Raw genomic sequence first — 17773 nt, forward strand, 5'->3', positions numbered from 1 at the left:
CTGCTTAGTATAAAAACAGAAAAATTACGAATCACAATCAAACAACTATCAGAAACCTTAAAAAATTTAATTATGAAAACTACTTTGAAATTTTCGCTTTATGTTTGGATACTTTTTATTCCATTTTTGAGTGCTTGTGGTCAGTCAGGTTCTTCTTATAAAACAGAATCTACTGCTGATTATGCTGCCACAGAAGAAGCCACAATGGCTACATTTGTAAATCAACAAGACGGAACAGAAGGAGGTACTTCTAATGAACCTATTGTACAAGGTTTACATGTCATCAAGACTGGCAATATGCAGATTCAAGTACAGGATTTGGATAAAGCAAAAGAAATAGTCTTGCAGAAAGTAAAAGCAAATAAAGGATTTACATCAGCAGCTAATTATAATGATTATAGCTATCAAAAAACACAAAATATAACAATTCGTGTCGCTTCAAGTAACTTTGAAAACTTAATGAAAGAGCTTGCTAATATTGGTTTTGTAGAAAACCAGTCACAGAATTCACAAGATGTAAGTGAAGAATTTGTAGATATTGAAGCTCGTTTAAAAACAAAAAAAGAAGTAGAAAATCGTTATACTCAGCTTTTAAAAGATGCCAAAACTATTTCTGAAATTTTGGAAATTGAAGACAAACTACGTGTCATTCGTGAAGAAATAGAAGCAAAAGAAGGGCGTCTGCGTTATCTGAAAGACCAAGTTTCATTAAGTACAATTAATCTAACACTTACTCAAAAATTAGAGAATTATTCAAAACCACCAGAACGTTCATTTTTTAGTCGTCTCTTCGAAAACATGGGTGAAGGTTGGGATGATTTCTTGATGTTTGTAGTTGGAGTAATGCGTCTGTGGGTATTTTGGATTGTCTTGGCAGGAATTATTTTTATTATTGCAAAATGGAGAAAGGCTAGGAAGAAATAAATTTTGATTCTGCTAACTCTTTAGCGAAACACTGTGTTTTCAGTTGAGGTTCGCTGAGGACTACGTCATTCTCAGCCTAAGAAATACTAGAATCATGATGTAGCTTGAATTAAGTTGCGCTTAAGTCACTGTAAAAACATCTTGTTCTATTTTTTTAACTACTTGTCTAGTTATAAAAAAAGCCTTCATGTCATAAATGAAGGCTTTTTTGTACTTATTTATAAGTTATGCTATAAATTAGTTTCTAACAACTCTGAGAACTTTAGTTTGTTTGTTAGAAATAACTTCTATAAAATAGACACCTACTTTTTGATTTTGTAAATTAAAGGTAGTTTCTAAATTTGCACCTTCTTTATTTTGCTCTTGTACTTCAATAACTCTACCCAATACATCCATCAGACGAAGAGTTACTGCTCCTTTAACTTCTTGGTTTGTCCAAGCTACAGTTACTTTTCCGTTACTTGGATTTGGATAAGCTGTTAATTTTTCATTCAAATCTACTTGATTTTGATTAGCTACTTTAGATGCTATTCTACCAGAAGTTTCACAAAAAGATGTTTGTACCTGACCTGTATTTCCTGATGCTGAATAAATAGCTACATCAGCTACTAAGGTTTCGCTCTCATCAATAGCATATTCTTGCACAACAACTCCATTTTTATAAAATTTCATTTGGCTACCTTCTCTTGCTACCGTAAATACATCTCCTTTTTGATAAGGAACTGGTGTACCACTTTGGTAATTATAACTTGGAACAGCACTTGAATTAGCTACAAAATACCACGCATAATTAATAGATGTATAAGATGCTACTGTATTAGGAGTTGCTAACCCTACCATATAGTAAGTTTTGTTATCAACAATAGTATTACTTACCCATCCATCATTGTTACTTGCAATCTCTTGTGTTGAAGTAGCTCCACTTGTCCAACTTGAAGTAGCACTTACTTTAGTGAAGATATTATTTGATAAACCTATATCTACTGCATTGTCAATACCAATAGAGTAACCAATAGCCACATATTTGGTACGAGAGCCATATGTTCCAGAAGCTGTAACAGAGTAAATACCTGTATTCTTATTTGAAACATTAGGAGTAGTTTCTGCCCCTACTCCTGACCATAAATAACTAGTAATACCTGTCTCACCCAATAAAGTTGTTGTTGCAGCACCCATTCCATCAGTAGGACAATTATTAGAAGTAATAGAACTAACTTCTAAAGTTATAGGACAAGTTATAAATTGTATTTGAGGAATAATAGTACCACTAGTATATGCTGAAACATCAACTATTAAATCGCCTGTTGTGACTCCAGGAACTGTTCTAAATGCCACTCCATTTTTAGAGTAAACAAGAGTTGTTCCTGTACGCTCTATGCTGAAAATATCTCCTATATCATAAGTACCAAAAGAACCATCACCACCATATAAAAGTCCATTTTCATAAACTACAAAACTTCCCGCATTAGTAAGGTAAATAGCAAAACGAATCTGATTAAAACCTACTCTTCCCTTATTATAGGAAAGCCCAACCATATAGTTATATGATTCAGAATCTGATGCAGTAAATGCTATACCTCCGTTACCTGTAACCTTTTCTTCTGAAAATGCTTTACTTGTCCAACCTGTAGTTGCTGATTTAACAAGCTCTTTATTTGCATTTACAGTAAATTGGGTTAAGTCTGATGCATTCCAAGTTAAATCATATCCTACTTCATAAGTAGCTGTATAGTCAACACCATTATCAGTAATAGTAACTGTATATTCTCCTGCTGAAAGTCCAGAAATAGTTGATGTAGTAGCTCCTCCTGGAGACCATGAATAAGTTGCACTACCACTGCCTCCTGTCACTACTAGTTCTATCTCACCAGTAGATGTTCCTGCACAACTTGCTCCAGTTATTCTAGCAAAATAAGTTGGAGGAGTTACTATAACTGGACAAGTAAATTCTATTTTTGGAAGAGTAGCAGGATCATAAGATGATACATCAGCTATCAAACCACCAGTAGGTACACCAGTAGTAACAGTTCTAAATACAACTCCATTTTTAGAATACTCAACTGTAGTTCCAATACGTTCTACCTTGAAAATATCTCCAATTTGAAAAGAGCCAAATGAACCTTTACTTGACCCAGACTCATATACTTCAGCTTGACCACTACCTAAATAAAGAGCATAGTCGATACTAGCAAAACCTGTTGCTCCTTGATCAGGTGAAAGTCCCATCATATACCTTTTGTTAGTAGCAGTTGCTGTCAAGACAATACCACCATCACCTGTGATTTGCTCATTGGAAAATGCCTTAGTATTCCATGCTGTAGTACCAGCTTTAACTAATTGATTATTTCCATTGACAGTAAAACCTACCTCTCCAGTCCAAGTTAATGTAGCACCTACAAAATAGCTACTTGTATAATCGATACCTAAATCTGTAATAGTAACTTCATACTCTCCTACTGTCAAATTAGAGATATCTTTATTAGTAGATATTTCTCCATCTGATGGTACTCTAGTCCATGAATACGTTTGTGCTCCACTAAAGTCATTTAAAGTTAAAGTAATTGCTCCTGTACTAGCACCACAGCTTGTACCAGTTATGTTGGCAGAATAAGTTGGAGGAATAACTGGAGGAGTAGTTGAACAAGTAAACTGTACTTGAGGAAGGGTAGCAGGATCATAAGATGATACATCAGCTATCAAACCACCAGTAGGTACACCAGTAGTAACAGTTCTAAATACAACTCCATTTTTAGAATACTCAACTGTAGTTCCAATACGTTCTACCTTGAAAATATCTCCAATTTGAAAAGAGCCAAATGAACCTTTACTTGACCCAGACTCATATACTTCGGCTTGACCACTACCTAAATAAAGAGCATAGTCGATACTAGCAAAACCTGTTGCTCCTTGATCAGGTGAAAGTCCCATCATATACCTTTTGTTAGTAGCAGTTACTGTCAAGACAATACCACCATTACCTGTGATTTGCTCATTGGAAAATGCCTTAGTATTCCATGCTGTAGTACCAGCTTTAACTAATTGATTATTTCCATTGACAGTAAAACCTACCTCTCCAGTCCAAGTTAATGTAGATCCTACAGCATATCTAGCAGTATAATCAGTGCCTGCATCTGTAATAGTAACTTCATACTCTCCTACTTCTAAGCTAGAAATATCTTGATTAGTAGATATTTCTGAAGTTGTTGGTACTGTGTTCCATGAGTATGTGGTAGGTCCAGTTAACCCTGTTACTACCAAATCAATAGCTCCTGTAGATCCTCCTGCACAAGAAGTACTTGTTATATTAGCAGAATAATTTACTTGAGCAAAACTTGTTGAGGTAGTTATGAGTAAAAATAAAGTCAAAATCCAATATCTTTTACAAGATAAATAACTAGAAAAGTAATTCATAAAAAGGTGTTTTAAAGTAGACAAATAAAAAAACGTTTCAAAAAAATCGTATAACTTATGAACTAGGAGTTAGTATAGTATTCTTACACTTTTAATTACTTTTAAATTTAGGAACAAAAATTTAGTATTTAGCTAAGTTTGAGTAAAGTATTATAATGTTTATAAACCTAGCACTATTTTCTCAAACAAATATATCAAAACTAAATTCATTATTTAAACTTAAAAGGTTATTATTTACATAATAAGTTTATATTAAAATTGAAATATAACTTTTCTAATTTTTTTTCTAAAGTAAATCATAGTTACAAAAATTTCATAAAACCTGTTTGTAAATTACCTCATTTTTAATTAAAAAACAAGCCTATCGACTAAGTATTATCATATATATATTGTAGATAATTATTATGTCTTTAGTTTCTAAAAATGAGCATTCATACTCAAGGTTTTGAGGTAAAATATTTATTTTTTTCTGATTAGAGTACAGCTGAAAAATATAGACTAAGAATTTAATTATGGTACATTTTCATTAAATCCTTTTCTTTAGTGAGATTAATGCTAGGTCAAAAAAGACACAACTTTCACATTAAAACTTATTGTCTCTATCGCTAGATACCAATATATGTATTACACACTCTAAATTTTAAAGTCTAGCCGTTACTTTCGATTTATCAAACTTTCCTTTAATATCATAAATCACTGTCTTTTCATGTTTTAGATTTTCAAAATCTAATGATTCAAACTCTTTGTGAGAAACAGCCAAAACGATAGCATCATAATTATTAGTAGGTTCTTTTATCAGATCAAGATTATATTCATGTTTTACTTCGATTGCATCTGCCCAAGGATCATGAACTTCTACATTTGCACCAAAATCTTGAAATTCTCTGATTACATCAATTACTCTTGAGTTTCTAATATCAGGACAATTTTCCTTAAAAGTAATTCCTAAAACTAAAATTCGTGCCCCTTTTACACTACTACTTCGTTGAATCATTAGCTTTACCACTTTTGCAGCTACAAAAACGCCCATAGTATCATTGATTCTTCTTCCTGCCAAAATCACTTCTGGATGATACCCTAAACTTTCAGCTTTGTAAGTCAAATAATAAGGATCTACTCCTATACAATGTCCACCTACTAACCCAGGTCTAAAGGGTAAGAAATTCCATTTTGTACCTGCAGCTTCCAAAACCTCTAGTGTGTCAATGTCCATTTTATCAAAAATAAGTGCTAGTTCATTGACAAAAGCAATATTCAAATCTCGTTGTGCATTTTCTATAACTTTTGATGCTTCGGCTACTTTGATGGAAGAGGCAAGATGTGTTCCTGCTGTGATAATTGAGCCATAAAGTATATTGAGTTCTTGAGCAATTTTTGGAGTGCTCCCACTCACTACTTTTTTGATTTTAGAAATTGTATGTTCTTTGTCACCAGGGTTGATGCGCTCAGGAGAATATCCACAAAAGAAATCTTTATTAAACTTAAGTCCACTTTCTTTCTCTAAAATAGGCACACAATCTTCTTCTGTACATCCAGGATAGACTGTTGATTCATAGACTACAATGTCACCCTTTTTAAGAACCTTTCCTACTGTTTTTGAAGCTGAAAGAATAGGTTTTAAATCAGGCTTTTTATACAAATCAACAGGTGTGGGAACAGTTACAATATAAATTGTAGCTTCTTTGAGCTTTTCAACACTAGCAGTAAAAGAAAGTTGGTGGGACTCTTTTAATTCCTCAGTATTTACTTCAAGAGTTCGGTCATATCCTTTTTTGAGTTCGTCAATACGTTTTTTATTAATATCAAAACCAATAGTAGTATATTTTTTACCAAACTCAACCGCCAAAGGCAATCCTACATAACCCAAACCAATAATTGCTAATTTATATGTCATAAAAAGAGGACTTTGTTTTATCTCTTAAATCAAGGGAAGAATTGAAAACAAATTATATGTGTTTTCAATCTACAAAGTAGCTAATTTTTACTTATATAAAAAAATGAGTAAAAAATTATTTAATTATCCCTATTGAGATTTTTTCAACTCCTCTATTTGTTTTAGTATTTGGTCAGCTTCAGCAGTCTTGAGGTCACTGGCTTTTCTGTCTGAACGAGAAAGTTTGAAGGCTTCTTCTATGTTTTTTTTATATATTTCTGTTAATTTATCAATTTTTGCTTGAATTGGGTCTTTTTTCTTAAATAAGTCAAACATATTTTTAGTTAGTTAATGGTTTTATATAATGATTTCATTCTTGATGTTCTGCTAACGGCTTGTATATCTTTTTGTTTTAATGCTTTCTAAGCCCACAAAAAAAGTCACCAACAAAATAAATTTTGCTAATGACTTTTACATAAACATACTAAAATCTATATTTATACTGTTTAGAAGCGAAGTTCTACTAATTCCCAAAACTCTTTTACTTCATCATTCTGAAAATTCCAATCATATTTCATAATATAATTATTTTTCAAGAACATAATTGCCTCTTTATGTGTAGCACAACGATCAATTCCTGTAAGTGCATCTTCTAACTCATCTTGATTATTACCAAATAATTTCTTAGTAAAAAGAAATTTTTGATTAAGTGTAATGAGTTCCTTTATCGTCTTTCCAGAAGGAGCAAAACGCTCTGCAAAAGTAGGTGCATCAGCATCAGCACCTGTAGTATATTTATCAGCAAAAGTAGTAGCTTTAGCTTCCTCAATTGGTTTAGAAATTACATTTGTAGCTGTTACTGGTCTAGTATTTTTGTTCTCTTCGCTCATAAAATAGGGTGCAGCATAACTATTTTTTTCTTCAGCTACTTCCTCACGTTTATAGGATTTGAACAATGGAGCATCTTCCTTTGGACTTTCTTGTATTTTTCTCTCTACTGGCTCTACTGACTTTTCTATTTTCTTTTCTATATGCATTACTTCAGAGGGAGCAAAGTTATTACTCTTTTCGGTTTCTTCTTCAAAGGAAGTATCAAAAAAACTTTTAGCTTCTTCCTTTTGAATATTTTTTTCAATAACAGGTTCAGGAGCTTTTTCTTCTACTTTTTCAGGTTGCTTTGCTTGGTCAGTAAATGTTACAAACTCTTGAATTTTAAGAGGTACAATATCTCCTAATTGACGCAAAACAGTCTTTGGATCATCATATTCTACGTTATTATCTACAATATTTCCAATTGTATCAATTGCTTTTGTGACCGAAATCATTCCAGCATCACTTTTTTCTTCTAGTCCTTTTACAATCTGCTCAAACAAAACTTTATGTGTCTTGACATATTTCAAAGCAGGTTTGAATTCTTCATTGATACGGATTGTAGCACCATTTTTTGCTAATTTCTGAACTTCTTGTTCATAAAAGACATAAGGAGCTAAAAGTAATTGAATGGTATCAGCAACAGATTGTGTAACTAACTTTTCAAAAGTGGACTCATCAATAGAAATATTTCTAGAAAGCATATTCATAAGTTTCTCTAAGAGAGCCTTAATTTCTGGATTTTCATAATCAAAAAATGGACTTTTGATTTTAGCATTATCAGCTTGCCAGTTTTCGAAAAGTATTTTGATAATAAATAAATTTACCTGTTTGATTCCACAAAAATCTGTAAGTTGAGAACCTGTTATGCGCTGATGTTTTGCAAAAAACTCCGAACAAACGGCTTTAGCAAATGATTCAGCATAAGCCAGAACAGCGTTATTATTTAATTTACTTGCCATAATTTTATTAGTAATTGGGTTTGGATATTATTTTTTGATGGATTGAATTCTATTTTTTGAGTTTTAGATATATTAACTTTTTACTTGAAATTGCAAGTTCGTAAAAATGATAATTAATACCTTATTTTGATGTATTTTTCAAAGACTTTTTTTAAATAATTTCTTTAAAAACTTTAGTTTTATAATTTTTGAGAGTTAAATCTAAAATTTTATCTAAAAATACAAAAACAATTTGAACTCTATTTCATTTTAATAGGCTAAATAATGAAGCTACCTAGAGCTATTATTTTTCAAATAGTATACAAAACATTTTTTTCTTATTCTGTTTTTAAATTTAGTTTCTTAATTTCCAAAATATTGCCAACAATGCCAAAAATTACAATTCAGAACATGAACGCCGTAGAATTTTCGGCAGACACAAAAAAAAGTTTGTTACAAAACATTTTAGATGAGCAAATAGACTGGCTGCACTCTTGTGGAGGAAAAGGAAAATGCACAACTTGCAAAATGATTATTAAAGAAGGTGGCGAAAATCTTACACCAAAAGGTAGTGTAGAAAAGAACTTTTTTGCATTAGAAAAGCTAAAAGAAAATGAGCGTTTGGCGTGTCAATGTAGCTTTAAAAATAAGGTAGAACAAGACACAAAATTAGTAATTTGTGTAGGTAATGAAAACAAACTACCCCATATTGAATATTCAGCTTGCTAGAAATATAACACACTGAAAATAAAAAGATTATCGTTAGTTCAAAAAGCCACATTCTATTTTAAGAATATGGCTTTTTGTTTTCGAACAGACTGTTAAGACTCTCACCTATTACTTTGCAAAGAGTTGGTCTATATTTTTAAAGGCTTTAAACTCTAAAGCATTATTTTCTGGATCTAAAAAAAACATAGTTGCTTGTTCGCCTACTTTTCCTTCAAAACGCAAATAAGGTTCAATAACAAACTTTATATTTTGAGATTTTAATTTTGCAGAAAGTTCTTCCCAAGTATCCCACTCCAAGACCACTCCAAAATGAGGAACAGGAACATCATGTCCATCCACAGGATTCGAAGCTGTTTTTTCTGCTACAAATTCACTTTGTGGTTTTTGATGAATAACAAGCTGATGACCAAAAAAATTAAAGTCTACCCAATGTGTATCACTTCGTCCTTCCGAACATCCCAAGACATCTCTATAAAATTGACGGCATTTTTCTAAATCAATGACAGGAATAGCTAAATGAAAAGGTTGCATAGAAATGGTAAATTATTAATGGTAAATGAATACAAACAACTAACTAAACTTTTAATTAAAAAGTTGTGTAGTTTATTTATTTCTCATTCCATAGGAGTAATTATGAATTAAAGTATTAGAAATTATTTTTTAATAAATTTCTTTGTCAAAACCTCTCCTGTCTGTACATTAGAAACTCTCAAGATATATAATCCTTTCGAAAAGTTAGATAGGTTTTGATTAAAATTCTGAATTCCTTTTTGATAACTTTCAGTAGTTGCAGCAACAGACTTTCCATTGCTATCAAAAATTTCTATTTGAAGTTCTGAATTAGAAGAAGGAACTGCAAAAACAAAATTAATTGAGTTTTGAGCAGGATTTGGATACATCTTTTGAATCTCAAAACTTGTAATTATACCTTGATTATCAATGGCTATTGTTTTGGTATAAGTAAATGTTCCATCCAAATCTACTTGTTTCAATCTATAATAGTTTATTCCTATCTGTGGTTCAGCATCCCAATACTGATAGAGTTGATTTTCCATTTTTTTATTTCCAGACTTCAATTCTCCAATTTTGATAAAATCCATTGCATCACTACTTCTTTCTATTTCAAAATGAGAAGTATTAAACTCTCTAGCTGTTGCCCAATGCAATAAGTTTTGTTCTTTTACTTTTTCGCCTCCAAATTCGGTTAGTTCTAAAGGTAAGACAACACAATCTAAGCCTGCTGTTCCTGAAAAACCAATGTCAAAACCAATACCTGTGGCACTAAAGTTATTAATTACAATATAATATCTTTCTCCAGCAATTACATTCAAATCACTGTTAAAAGGATTTCCTGGACCAGGTGGTTGAGAGTTATTTGTTCCTCCGTTTGCTGTACTTATACCTGTTGTTCCTCCTGCTCCAGTACTAGAACTAGCATTACAAGACACACTATTTCCTCCAACTACATCTGCACACGTATTAGCACGAAAAAGATTAAAATCATAGTCATCTCCTCCTGGATTTTGAGAATCTATTATTAATCCTAGAGTTCCAGTAGTTTGAATCTCAAAATTTAGCCAAATAGATTGTAATTCTGTTTCGTCAACCCCTCCTGTAAAACAATTTCCAATATTGCTATCTACTGCACCAGGACCAAAACTATTTGTATTAAAAGAAGAACTGCTACATAAAGGAAAACTGACATCACAATCTGAATATTGGTTTTGAACACAAATATTCATTGTTCCTTCTCCACCATTTTTTCTCCAAACTCTCAAATAATAGGTATTTCCACCTACTAATCCATATTCTAATATTTGAGACATATTTCCTGTTCCACTATTGTCATCACAAGCGACAAAAGTAAGTGTACCACAAGTTCCATCTGTTGAACGATACAATTCCATTCCACTATCTGTAATAGAGCCAGCTTGTGTATTTATAACAGCTTGACCTCCAGCAGGAGCAATAAATTTATACCACACATCTTGAGAACCCGTTCCTCCTCCACAAGTAGGATTTGGCAAACCACTATAAGTAGCATTTACATTGGTGATTGAAGAAAATGTACACTCAAATTGCCCCACAGGTAAATCAAATGCTCCTGTACATTCGTCATTGGCTGGTGGTGGTGGTGGTGGATCTCCAAAAACACACATATTCCCAGTCATATTTCCACTACTACCATCATTAAAACGTATTATTCTTATCAAATAAGTTACTCCTACTACAGTAGTTATCACCATTGACTCTGTTCCTCCATTACCGAAAGCATCTGCACAAGCACCTGCTATCTGTGTACCTCCACAACCACCTTGATAAACAGCTATGGCAACGTCTCTAGCACTAGCTGCTGCTACAGTTGTCGAAGTAGAATTTGCTACAAAAGAGACCCAACCGTCTTCTCTAATATTACCATTAGTGACACATGATGTGTTGGCAACAGTATTATCCCTTGTGAAACTTCCAGGAACAGAAAATGGAATAGCTACACAAGTAGTTGAAGGGGAAATGGAAGTAGCAGTAGCACAAGTATTAGACTGTGCATTTGTATTTGTAGTGAAAAAGCAAAACAGTAAAGTAATTGCTAAGTAATAAAATAAGTAGTTTCTATTTTTCATATTTTTTCTAATAATTAAGCGACCTCATGATATAAAATAACGTAGAGCTAGTAATAGGTATTGCACTATGCCTGAACAAATTACACTTTTTAGTAGCTTCAAAAAAATTACTTTTTAACGAATTTCTCTGTCAAAACTTGCCCTGTTTTAAGATTTGAAATTCTCACAATATATAACCCTTTTACAAAAGAAGATAGATTTTGATTAAAACTCTGAATTCCCTTTTGATAATTTTCAGTAGTTGCAACAACAGACTTTCCATTGTTATCAAAAATTTCTATTTGAAGTTCTGAATTAGAAGCAGGAACTGCAAAAACAAGATTAATTGCATTTTGAGCAGGGTTTGGATATATTTTATGAATCTCAAAATTTGTAATTATTCCTTGATTATCAACATTAATGGTTTTGGTATAGGTAAAAGTGCCATCCAAATCTACTTGCTTTAGTCTATAATAATTGATTCCTATTTGTGGTTCTTTATCCCAATACTGATAAATTTGATTTTCATTTTTTTTATTTCCACATTTTAGCTCTCCAATGTTTATAAAATCCATTGCATCATTACTTCTTTCAATTTCAAAATGAGAGGTATTGAATTCTCTAGCTGTTGCCCAATGCAATAGATTTTGATCTTTTACTTTTTCTCCTCTAAATTCGGTAAGTTCTAAAGGCAAGACAACACAATCTAGTCCTGCTGTTCCTGTAAAATCAAGATCAAATCCTGAACTAGAATTTTCAAAGTTATTGATTAATAGAAAATAACGTTCTCCTGCTAATACAGGAATATCTGCATTAATATTTGTTCCTCCTGCATTTTGTGAATTAGAACTACCTCCATTTGCTCCTGTATCTCCAGGGCTTACATCATCTGAATAGTTACAAGATATTACTGTACCATTTGCATTGATATTCGTACAAAAAGAACCTTCATCTCTATATAAAATAAAATCATAATCATCCGAATCTACTTGTGGAGAAATAATAAATTGCAAATCACCAGAAGTTTGTATCTCAAAATTTACCCATACAGATTGTCTTTCTGTATTATCACTTCCTGTGAAACAATTCCCTACATTAGTATCTGTATTACCTTCGCCAAAACTATTTGTATTAAATGAGGAACTACTACATAAAGGCAAACTTACATCACAGTCTGAATATTGATTTTGAACACAAATGTCCAATGTTCCTTCTCCTCCTCCAAACTCCCACACACGTAAATAATATGTATCTCCTCCTGTTAAATTATATTCTAATATCCTTGGCATTGTTCCAGCTCCCCCATCATCATCACATTCTACTGAGGCAAGTGAGCCACAAGTTCCATCAGGAGCGTGATAAAGTTCCATTACAGCGTCTGTAATAGAGCCTGCTTGTGTATCAATAACAACCTGCCCTCCAGCAGGAGCTACAAATTTGTACCAAACATCTTGAGCACCTGCTGCAGTACATGAAGGGTCACCACCAAAAGTATTACTATATGTACCTCCTGTATTTGTTATTTCTCCAAAAGTACATTCAAACTGTCCTACATTTAAATCAAAAGCTCCTGTACATTCATCGTTGGCTGGAGGAGATGACAGACAAATATTTCCATCCATTGAATTTGTAGCTGCAAGATTATTTCCTCTACGTGTGAGTCGGACAAAATAAATATCTCCATTTATGGTAGGAACAGTTAATATTTCTGTTTGATTATTTCCTCCTCCTGCATTTGTACAATTTTCTTCTACTAAAGCCCCACAAGCTCCTGAATAAACTGCTAAGACTAAATTTCTATTAGTTGTTGCTTCAATTGTAACATCATTTCCATTTCCTTGAAAAGAAAACCAACCATCTCTCACTGTGTTAGTTGCATCTAATCCTCCACAACTTATAGTTTCTCCACTAGGAGTAAATGCTGGAAAAGTTATTGAATACGAAGGATTAGCACAATTTGGCAAAACATCAAGCAATGGAGCTCCTGCACAAGTATTTGATTGTGCATATATATTTGAATTGAAAAAGCAAGGCAGTAAAATAATTATTAAAAATTCAAGTAAGTATTTCTTGTTTCTCATAAGTAGTTAAGTGTTTTAATTTATGTTTTTGCTAAAAATAATCATAAATTTTATTTTTAGAGTAATTTTATCATAAAAAACACTAATTTACTAAAAAAAGAATCAAACAATCACAATATCAATCAGTTACGCTGAGTTATTTTGAAGCCAACACGAGGAATATTCTCTATTTGGATAGTATCATCTTCTTTCAAATATTTGCGAAGTCTTGAAATAAAAACATCCAAACTCCTTCCCAAAAAATAATCATCATCACCCCAAAGTTTGTTTAGAATAAATTCTCTTCTCAAAACTTGTTCTTTATTCTGACAAAACAGATTTAATAATTCGCTTTCTCTTGAAGTAAGTGTATATTTTTTTTGAGAAGGAGAAAGTAAAGACAAATTTTTCACATCAAAAAGATAACTTCCTAATTCTATAGTAGTATTTTCTGAAATAAAATTTTGAGCAGAATTAGCTTGAGAGCCAACTGAACGCCTTAAAAATATTTCTATTTTCAAAACTAACTCTTCTATGCTAAAAGGCTTTGTAAGGTAATCATCAGCACCAATTCGGAGTGCATGCAGACGGTCTTCTTGAAGAGATTTGGCAGTCAGAAAAAGAATAGGAATGTCTTTATTTTTTGCTCTTACTTTTTTGGCTAACTCAAAACCATCTAGTTTTGGAAGCATAACATCAAAAATACATAAGTCAAAATTATTTTCTACAAAAATTTCAAAGGCTGTTTGTCCATCTTTTATCCATTCAATTTGGTAGCCTTCTAAACTCAAGTGGTCTTTTACTACAAAACCTAATGTAGCATCGTCTTCTACAAATAATATTTTTTTTTGACTTTGTATGTTCATTTTATAGATAATATTTATTTCAAATGAATACGAATAAAGGCTGTAGATTTTTCAAGTGCATCTAAAATATTAGCTTCATTAAATCCATGTCCCTCTTCTGGATAAATATAATATTCGTTTGTAACATTAAACTGACTTAGAGTTTCTTTTAACACTTCGCCTTGTTGAAAAGGAACTAATGTATCTACACCACCATAGAACATAATAGTAGGAGGAGATTGAGAATTAATAGCATACTTTGGACTAATATTTTCAAAATAAGTAGCATCATTTTCAACTGTTTTTCCTGTCAAAAGTTGTATTGCTAAAGCAATTTGTTGAGTTTCTGGATTTGGGCTATTCGTGTAGGAAGAATGTAGAAAATCAGTAGGCCCTACTACATCACAAACTACCTTTACTTGATTTTCTTTATCATACTTATAACTGTACAACATGGATAAATGCGCTCCTGCACTTACTCCCACAAAGGCATATTGATTCAAAATTCCGTATTCTTGACTTTTATTTTTTAAATCCTCAATTATACTTTTTATATCCTCAATTTGCATAGGAAAAGGTTCTCTAGTGAAATTGGCTAGTCTATAATTGATATTTACGACTGCATATTCAGGTGCAAAAGTTTTTAGATAATCATAAATTCCATTCATATCAGCCTTATCTCCTTCTACCCAAGCTCCTCCGTGTACTAAAACAACTACTTTGGTTTTAGCAGAACTACGTTGTTTGGGCAAATAAATATCGTATTTTTGCTGTGCGTCGTCTCCATAAGCAACATCTTGAAGTTCTTTTTCTTGTTCAAAGGTAGTAGTTTCTTTTTCAGAATTAGTGTCTTCACAAGATGACAAGAAAATCACAAAAATAAATAGATATAAAAAATATTTTTTTTTCATTATTTCAAAGTTTAATTAATTCAAAAAATTCGTTTTTGCTCAACTGTCAACAAGGTCTGAACCGTTGTTGAGGATTTATGAAACCTTATCTTACCCTAGAAAAAGCCTCAAAAACCCAGTTCAAAATCACCATCATAAATGCTTGAAGAGGAACACCAATCACAAAAGGTACAAAATAATTCATCAGTCGCCATGACTCTTCTACTTTATAATAATGTTTTCTACTCCACCAACAATACCAGTATTCAGAACAACAGGTGCGACACAATTCATCTGTTCCAAATAAAAATTCACTCAAAACAAGCGAAGGGATAACAACAATAAGTGTAGCAAAAATAACTTTATTATGGAAGACAAAAGGTAGACTTTTACCTTTTTTCTTACGATTTCTTGCTGTTCTTTTTTCTGTCAGTTTGGGGAAAAGTTTGCGTTTGAATCCCCACATTATCACTAAAGTAGTCAGAATAGGCACAAACCAATACAAATGACCATAATGAATATGTTCTTTTACAAGCCAACGAGTATGATTGTCAATTTGTGCGGTCAGCACTTTTGCATTAAACCAACTTAACATAAAGCCAATAAAAACAAATACAAAGGTGAAAAGCAAAAAATCAGAAAGCCAAGGTTTTTTGGTTTGAGGAAGAATATAGTTTTTATAAAATGCTTTTAATGAGTGTTTTATTGTCCAAAAAGTTTCGTTAAATGCTCCAGTAAACTTTGAAGAAGTAGAAAAAGAAGGCAAATTATCGATTTCTATATATTGCCTTCCATTTTTTTCAGGTTTGGTTTTATAATACGCATTTAATTTTTGAGAAGTAACCCAAACATATTTTCCATAGAGTTGATTATCATAAGACTTGCCTTGCTCAACAGCTTCTAAAAATGCTCTTTTTCCTACATCTGCACGTTTGCATTCTATAATTACCTCATCGTTTTGATGCTGATTATCTGAAAAAATCACAATATCCACAAATCTATAGCTAGAACCCATCTTTACTTTGCGTTCAAAAGCTATTCTACTAGGAGAGTATTTTTTTTCAGTCACCAATTTTATATATGCCCATGCTCTGACTTCTTCTTCAGGTTCCCAACGTAAGCGCATAGATTGATGAGGATAAAAAACATAACGGTCTGTTCCTGTTCCATCGAAACGAATGAGTCCTTCCAAAACACCTTGTTTGAGTATTTCAGTCATTTTGTAAGGGTCTAATGATTTTACAGATTTTCTATTGTTTCTTTTTGAAGTAGAATTTGTAGCCAATTTATTGAAAGAGTTGAATGTGTAAGTTGGATAGAATTGAGCTAGGATACAGCTAAACTAAAGTTAATACTAAAAATCCGTTTTTTTTACTAAAAATCCTAACTTTCATTTATCAAAATGACATCTTTTGCTATTTTTTTTGGCAAAAAAGCAAATTATGTGATTTGTTATAAGCAATTTTATCCTAAAACTCTCTCCCTTTCCATTTTACTTTTTTAGTTTTCAAAAAATGAATTCCTACTAAGAGATATAAAAATTGTTCTAGTAGACAAAAAAGAAAAACTTGCAAAAAAATAGACAAAGAAATTTTGAGCTTTAATTTTACCAAAAATGAAAGAATTAATAAATAATTAATCCCCAAAATAGTAAAAACAGCTAGAATCAAATAACTATTCCCACCCAAAAATATTCCTACTACTATCCCTATAAAAAAAATAATTCGAAACAAATAAGTAATTAAAAGTCCTTTTTTGATAAAATTAGAAAACTGCCATGCACCACAAAACCAACGATGATGCTGCAAAATCCAATCTTTTAGAGTGAGTTCGGCTTCTGTAAAAGCTAGAGATTTTGAATTGAAAAGTTGAAGGAAAAATTGATTTTTATTTTTTTGTGGATTGCTTACTTGTCTGACACTCTGAAGTGTCTGACAATTTTGTTTTTTTTGCTGTTGTCTCCACCAACAACCATTTATATAATTTTGAAAGGCTTTAAAAAGAGCTACATCTTCGGTTACTGAAAATTGAATGTTTTCGTAGCCTCCTAGTTCTTGATAGATTTTTTTATCAAATGCAAGATTATTTCCCATTGCTGTTTGTGGAAAACCTAACTTTGAGAAAATAGCTAAAACTCCCTGTCCGAAAATCCAATCTATTGTTTGAAAATTAGTAAAAAATGATTCTTGATTAATCTTGGGAATTGTCGTTCCCATTACCATTTTTATACTCTCTTTTTGATAGTATTTTTTTATTAATTCTTGCAGCCAATTTTGGTTTACAAGAATATCAGCATCAAGCAAAATAAGCGTTTCTCCTTCTGATTGATTAATTAATTGATGAATAACATTTACTTTGCCTTTCAGATTATTTTGATTTATTTTATTTAATACTTTATCAATTTTGAAATAGGTATAATTTGTATTCTGATTTTTCTTAATAAATTCATTTATAATTTCTGCGCTTTTATCATCAGAATTATCATCTCCAAGTAGAATTTCTATTTCAAAATTATTTTTATTCTTTTCACCTTGGTAAAACTCGTTTATAGCCCTTTTTAAATTCTCTAAACAAGACAAAATTATTCTTTCTTCATTTCGTAGAGCTATTAAAATACTTATTTTTTTCAT

General features: G+C 31.8%; 13 protein-coding genes. 2 read left to right on the forward strand and 11 right to left on the reverse strand.

Annotated elements, in window-relative coordinates; genetic code table 11:
- Positions 1 to 72 precede the first annotated feature (72 nt).
- Positions 73 to 924: a DUF4349 domain-containing protein gene (locus V9L04_RS04925; protein ID WP_338792968.1), complete on the forward strand. Its 852-nt coding sequence runs from the start codon at positions 73 to 75 to the stop codon at positions 922 to 924.
- 237 nt (positions 925 to 1161) lie between these two features.
- Here the strand turns inward: V9L04_RS04925 and V9L04_RS04930 are convergent, their stop codons facing one another.
- The 4 genes from V9L04_RS04930 to V9L04_RS04945 all read right to left on the reverse strand — a co-directional run bounded on the left by V9L04_RS04930 (position 1162) and on the right by V9L04_RS04945 (position 8040).
- Positions 1162 to 4335 carry a T9SS type A sorting domain-containing protein gene (locus V9L04_RS04930; RefSeq protein ID WP_338792969.1) on the reverse strand — a complete coding sequence of 1058 codons (3174 nt, stop codon included), beginning with the start codon at positions 4333 to 4335 and terminating at the stop codon, positions 1162 to 1164.
- 640 nt (positions 4336 to 4975) lie between these two features.
- Positions 4976 to 6229, reverse strand: coding sequence for a nucleotide sugar dehydrogenase (locus V9L04_RS04935; RefSeq protein WP_338792970.1), 1254 nt, complete (start codon positions 6227 to 6229; stop codon positions 4976 to 4978).
- 129 nt (positions 6230 to 6358) lie between these two features.
- Positions 6359 to 6544, reverse strand: a complete 186-nt coding sequence (locus V9L04_RS04940; RefSeq protein ID WP_338792971.1) for a Lacal_2735 family protein — start codon at positions 6542 to 6544, stop codon at positions 6359 to 6361.
- 170 nt (positions 6545 to 6714) lie between these two features.
- Positions 6715 to 8040 carry a hypothetical protein gene (locus V9L04_RS04945; protein ID WP_338792972.1) on the reverse strand — a complete coding sequence of 442 codons (1326 nt, stop codon included), beginning with the start codon at positions 8038 to 8040 and terminating at the stop codon, positions 6715 to 6717.
- A gap of 366 nt (positions 8041 to 8406) precedes the next feature.
- Here V9L04_RS04945 and V9L04_RS04950 point away from each other — a divergent pair, with 366 nt between their 5' ends.
- Entirely contained in the window at positions 8407 to 8748 is a 342-nt protein-coding gene (locus V9L04_RS04950) for a 2Fe-2S iron-sulfur cluster-binding protein (RefSeq protein WP_338792973.1), read from the forward strand.
- 108 nt (positions 8749 to 8856) lie between these two features.
- Here V9L04_RS04950 and V9L04_RS04955 read toward each other — a convergent pair whose 3' ends face one another.
- The 7 genes from V9L04_RS04955 to V9L04_RS04985 form a co-directional block, all read right to left on the reverse strand.
- Positions 8857 to 9279 (reverse strand): VOC family protein, encoded by a 423-nt coding sequence (locus V9L04_RS04955; protein WP_338792974.1) that lies wholly within the window; start codon positions 9277 to 9279, stop codon positions 8857 to 8859.
- A 122-nt stretch (positions 9280 to 9401) separates the two neighbouring features.
- Complete coding sequence (locus V9L04_RS04960; protein ID WP_338792975.1) at positions 9402 to 11369, reverse strand: T9SS type A sorting domain-containing protein; 1968 nt, start codon at positions 11367 to 11369, stop codon at positions 9402 to 9404.
- A 107-nt stretch (positions 11370 to 11476) separates the two neighbouring features.
- Positions 11477 to 13429 carry a T9SS type A sorting domain-containing protein gene (locus V9L04_RS04965; protein ID WP_338792976.1) on the reverse strand — a complete coding sequence of 651 codons (1953 nt, stop codon included), beginning with the start codon at positions 13427 to 13429 and terminating at the stop codon, positions 11477 to 11479.
- Positions 13430 to 13551: 122 nt separating this feature from the next.
- Entirely contained in the window at positions 13552 to 14274 is a 723-nt protein-coding gene (locus tag V9L04_RS04970) for a response regulator transcription factor (protein WP_338792977.1), read from the reverse strand.
- 14 nt (positions 14275 to 14288) lie between these two features.
- Positions 14289 to 15164, reverse strand: coding sequence for an alpha/beta hydrolase (locus tag V9L04_RS04975; RefSeq protein WP_338792978.1), 876 nt, complete (start codon positions 15162 to 15164; stop codon positions 14289 to 14291).
- Positions 15165 to 15249: 85 nt separating this feature from the next.
- Positions 15250 to 16428 carry a type I restriction enzyme HsdR N-terminal domain-containing protein gene (locus V9L04_RS04980; protein ID WP_338792979.1) on the reverse strand — a complete coding sequence of 393 codons (1179 nt, stop codon included), beginning with the start codon at positions 16426 to 16428 and terminating at the stop codon, positions 15250 to 15252.
- Between the two features lie 184 nt (positions 16429 to 16612).
- The gene (locus tag V9L04_RS04985; RefSeq protein ID WP_338792980.1) at positions 16613 to 17773 is read right to left on the reverse strand and encodes a glycosyltransferase; all 1161 of its coding nucleotides are present in this window, start codon (positions 17771 to 17773) and stop codon (positions 16613 to 16615) included.

The organism is Bernardetia sp. MNP-M8 (assembly GCF_037126285.1).
Taxonomy (GTDB): Bacteria; Bacteroidota; Bacteroidia; order Cytophagales; family Bernardetiaceae; genus Bernardetia.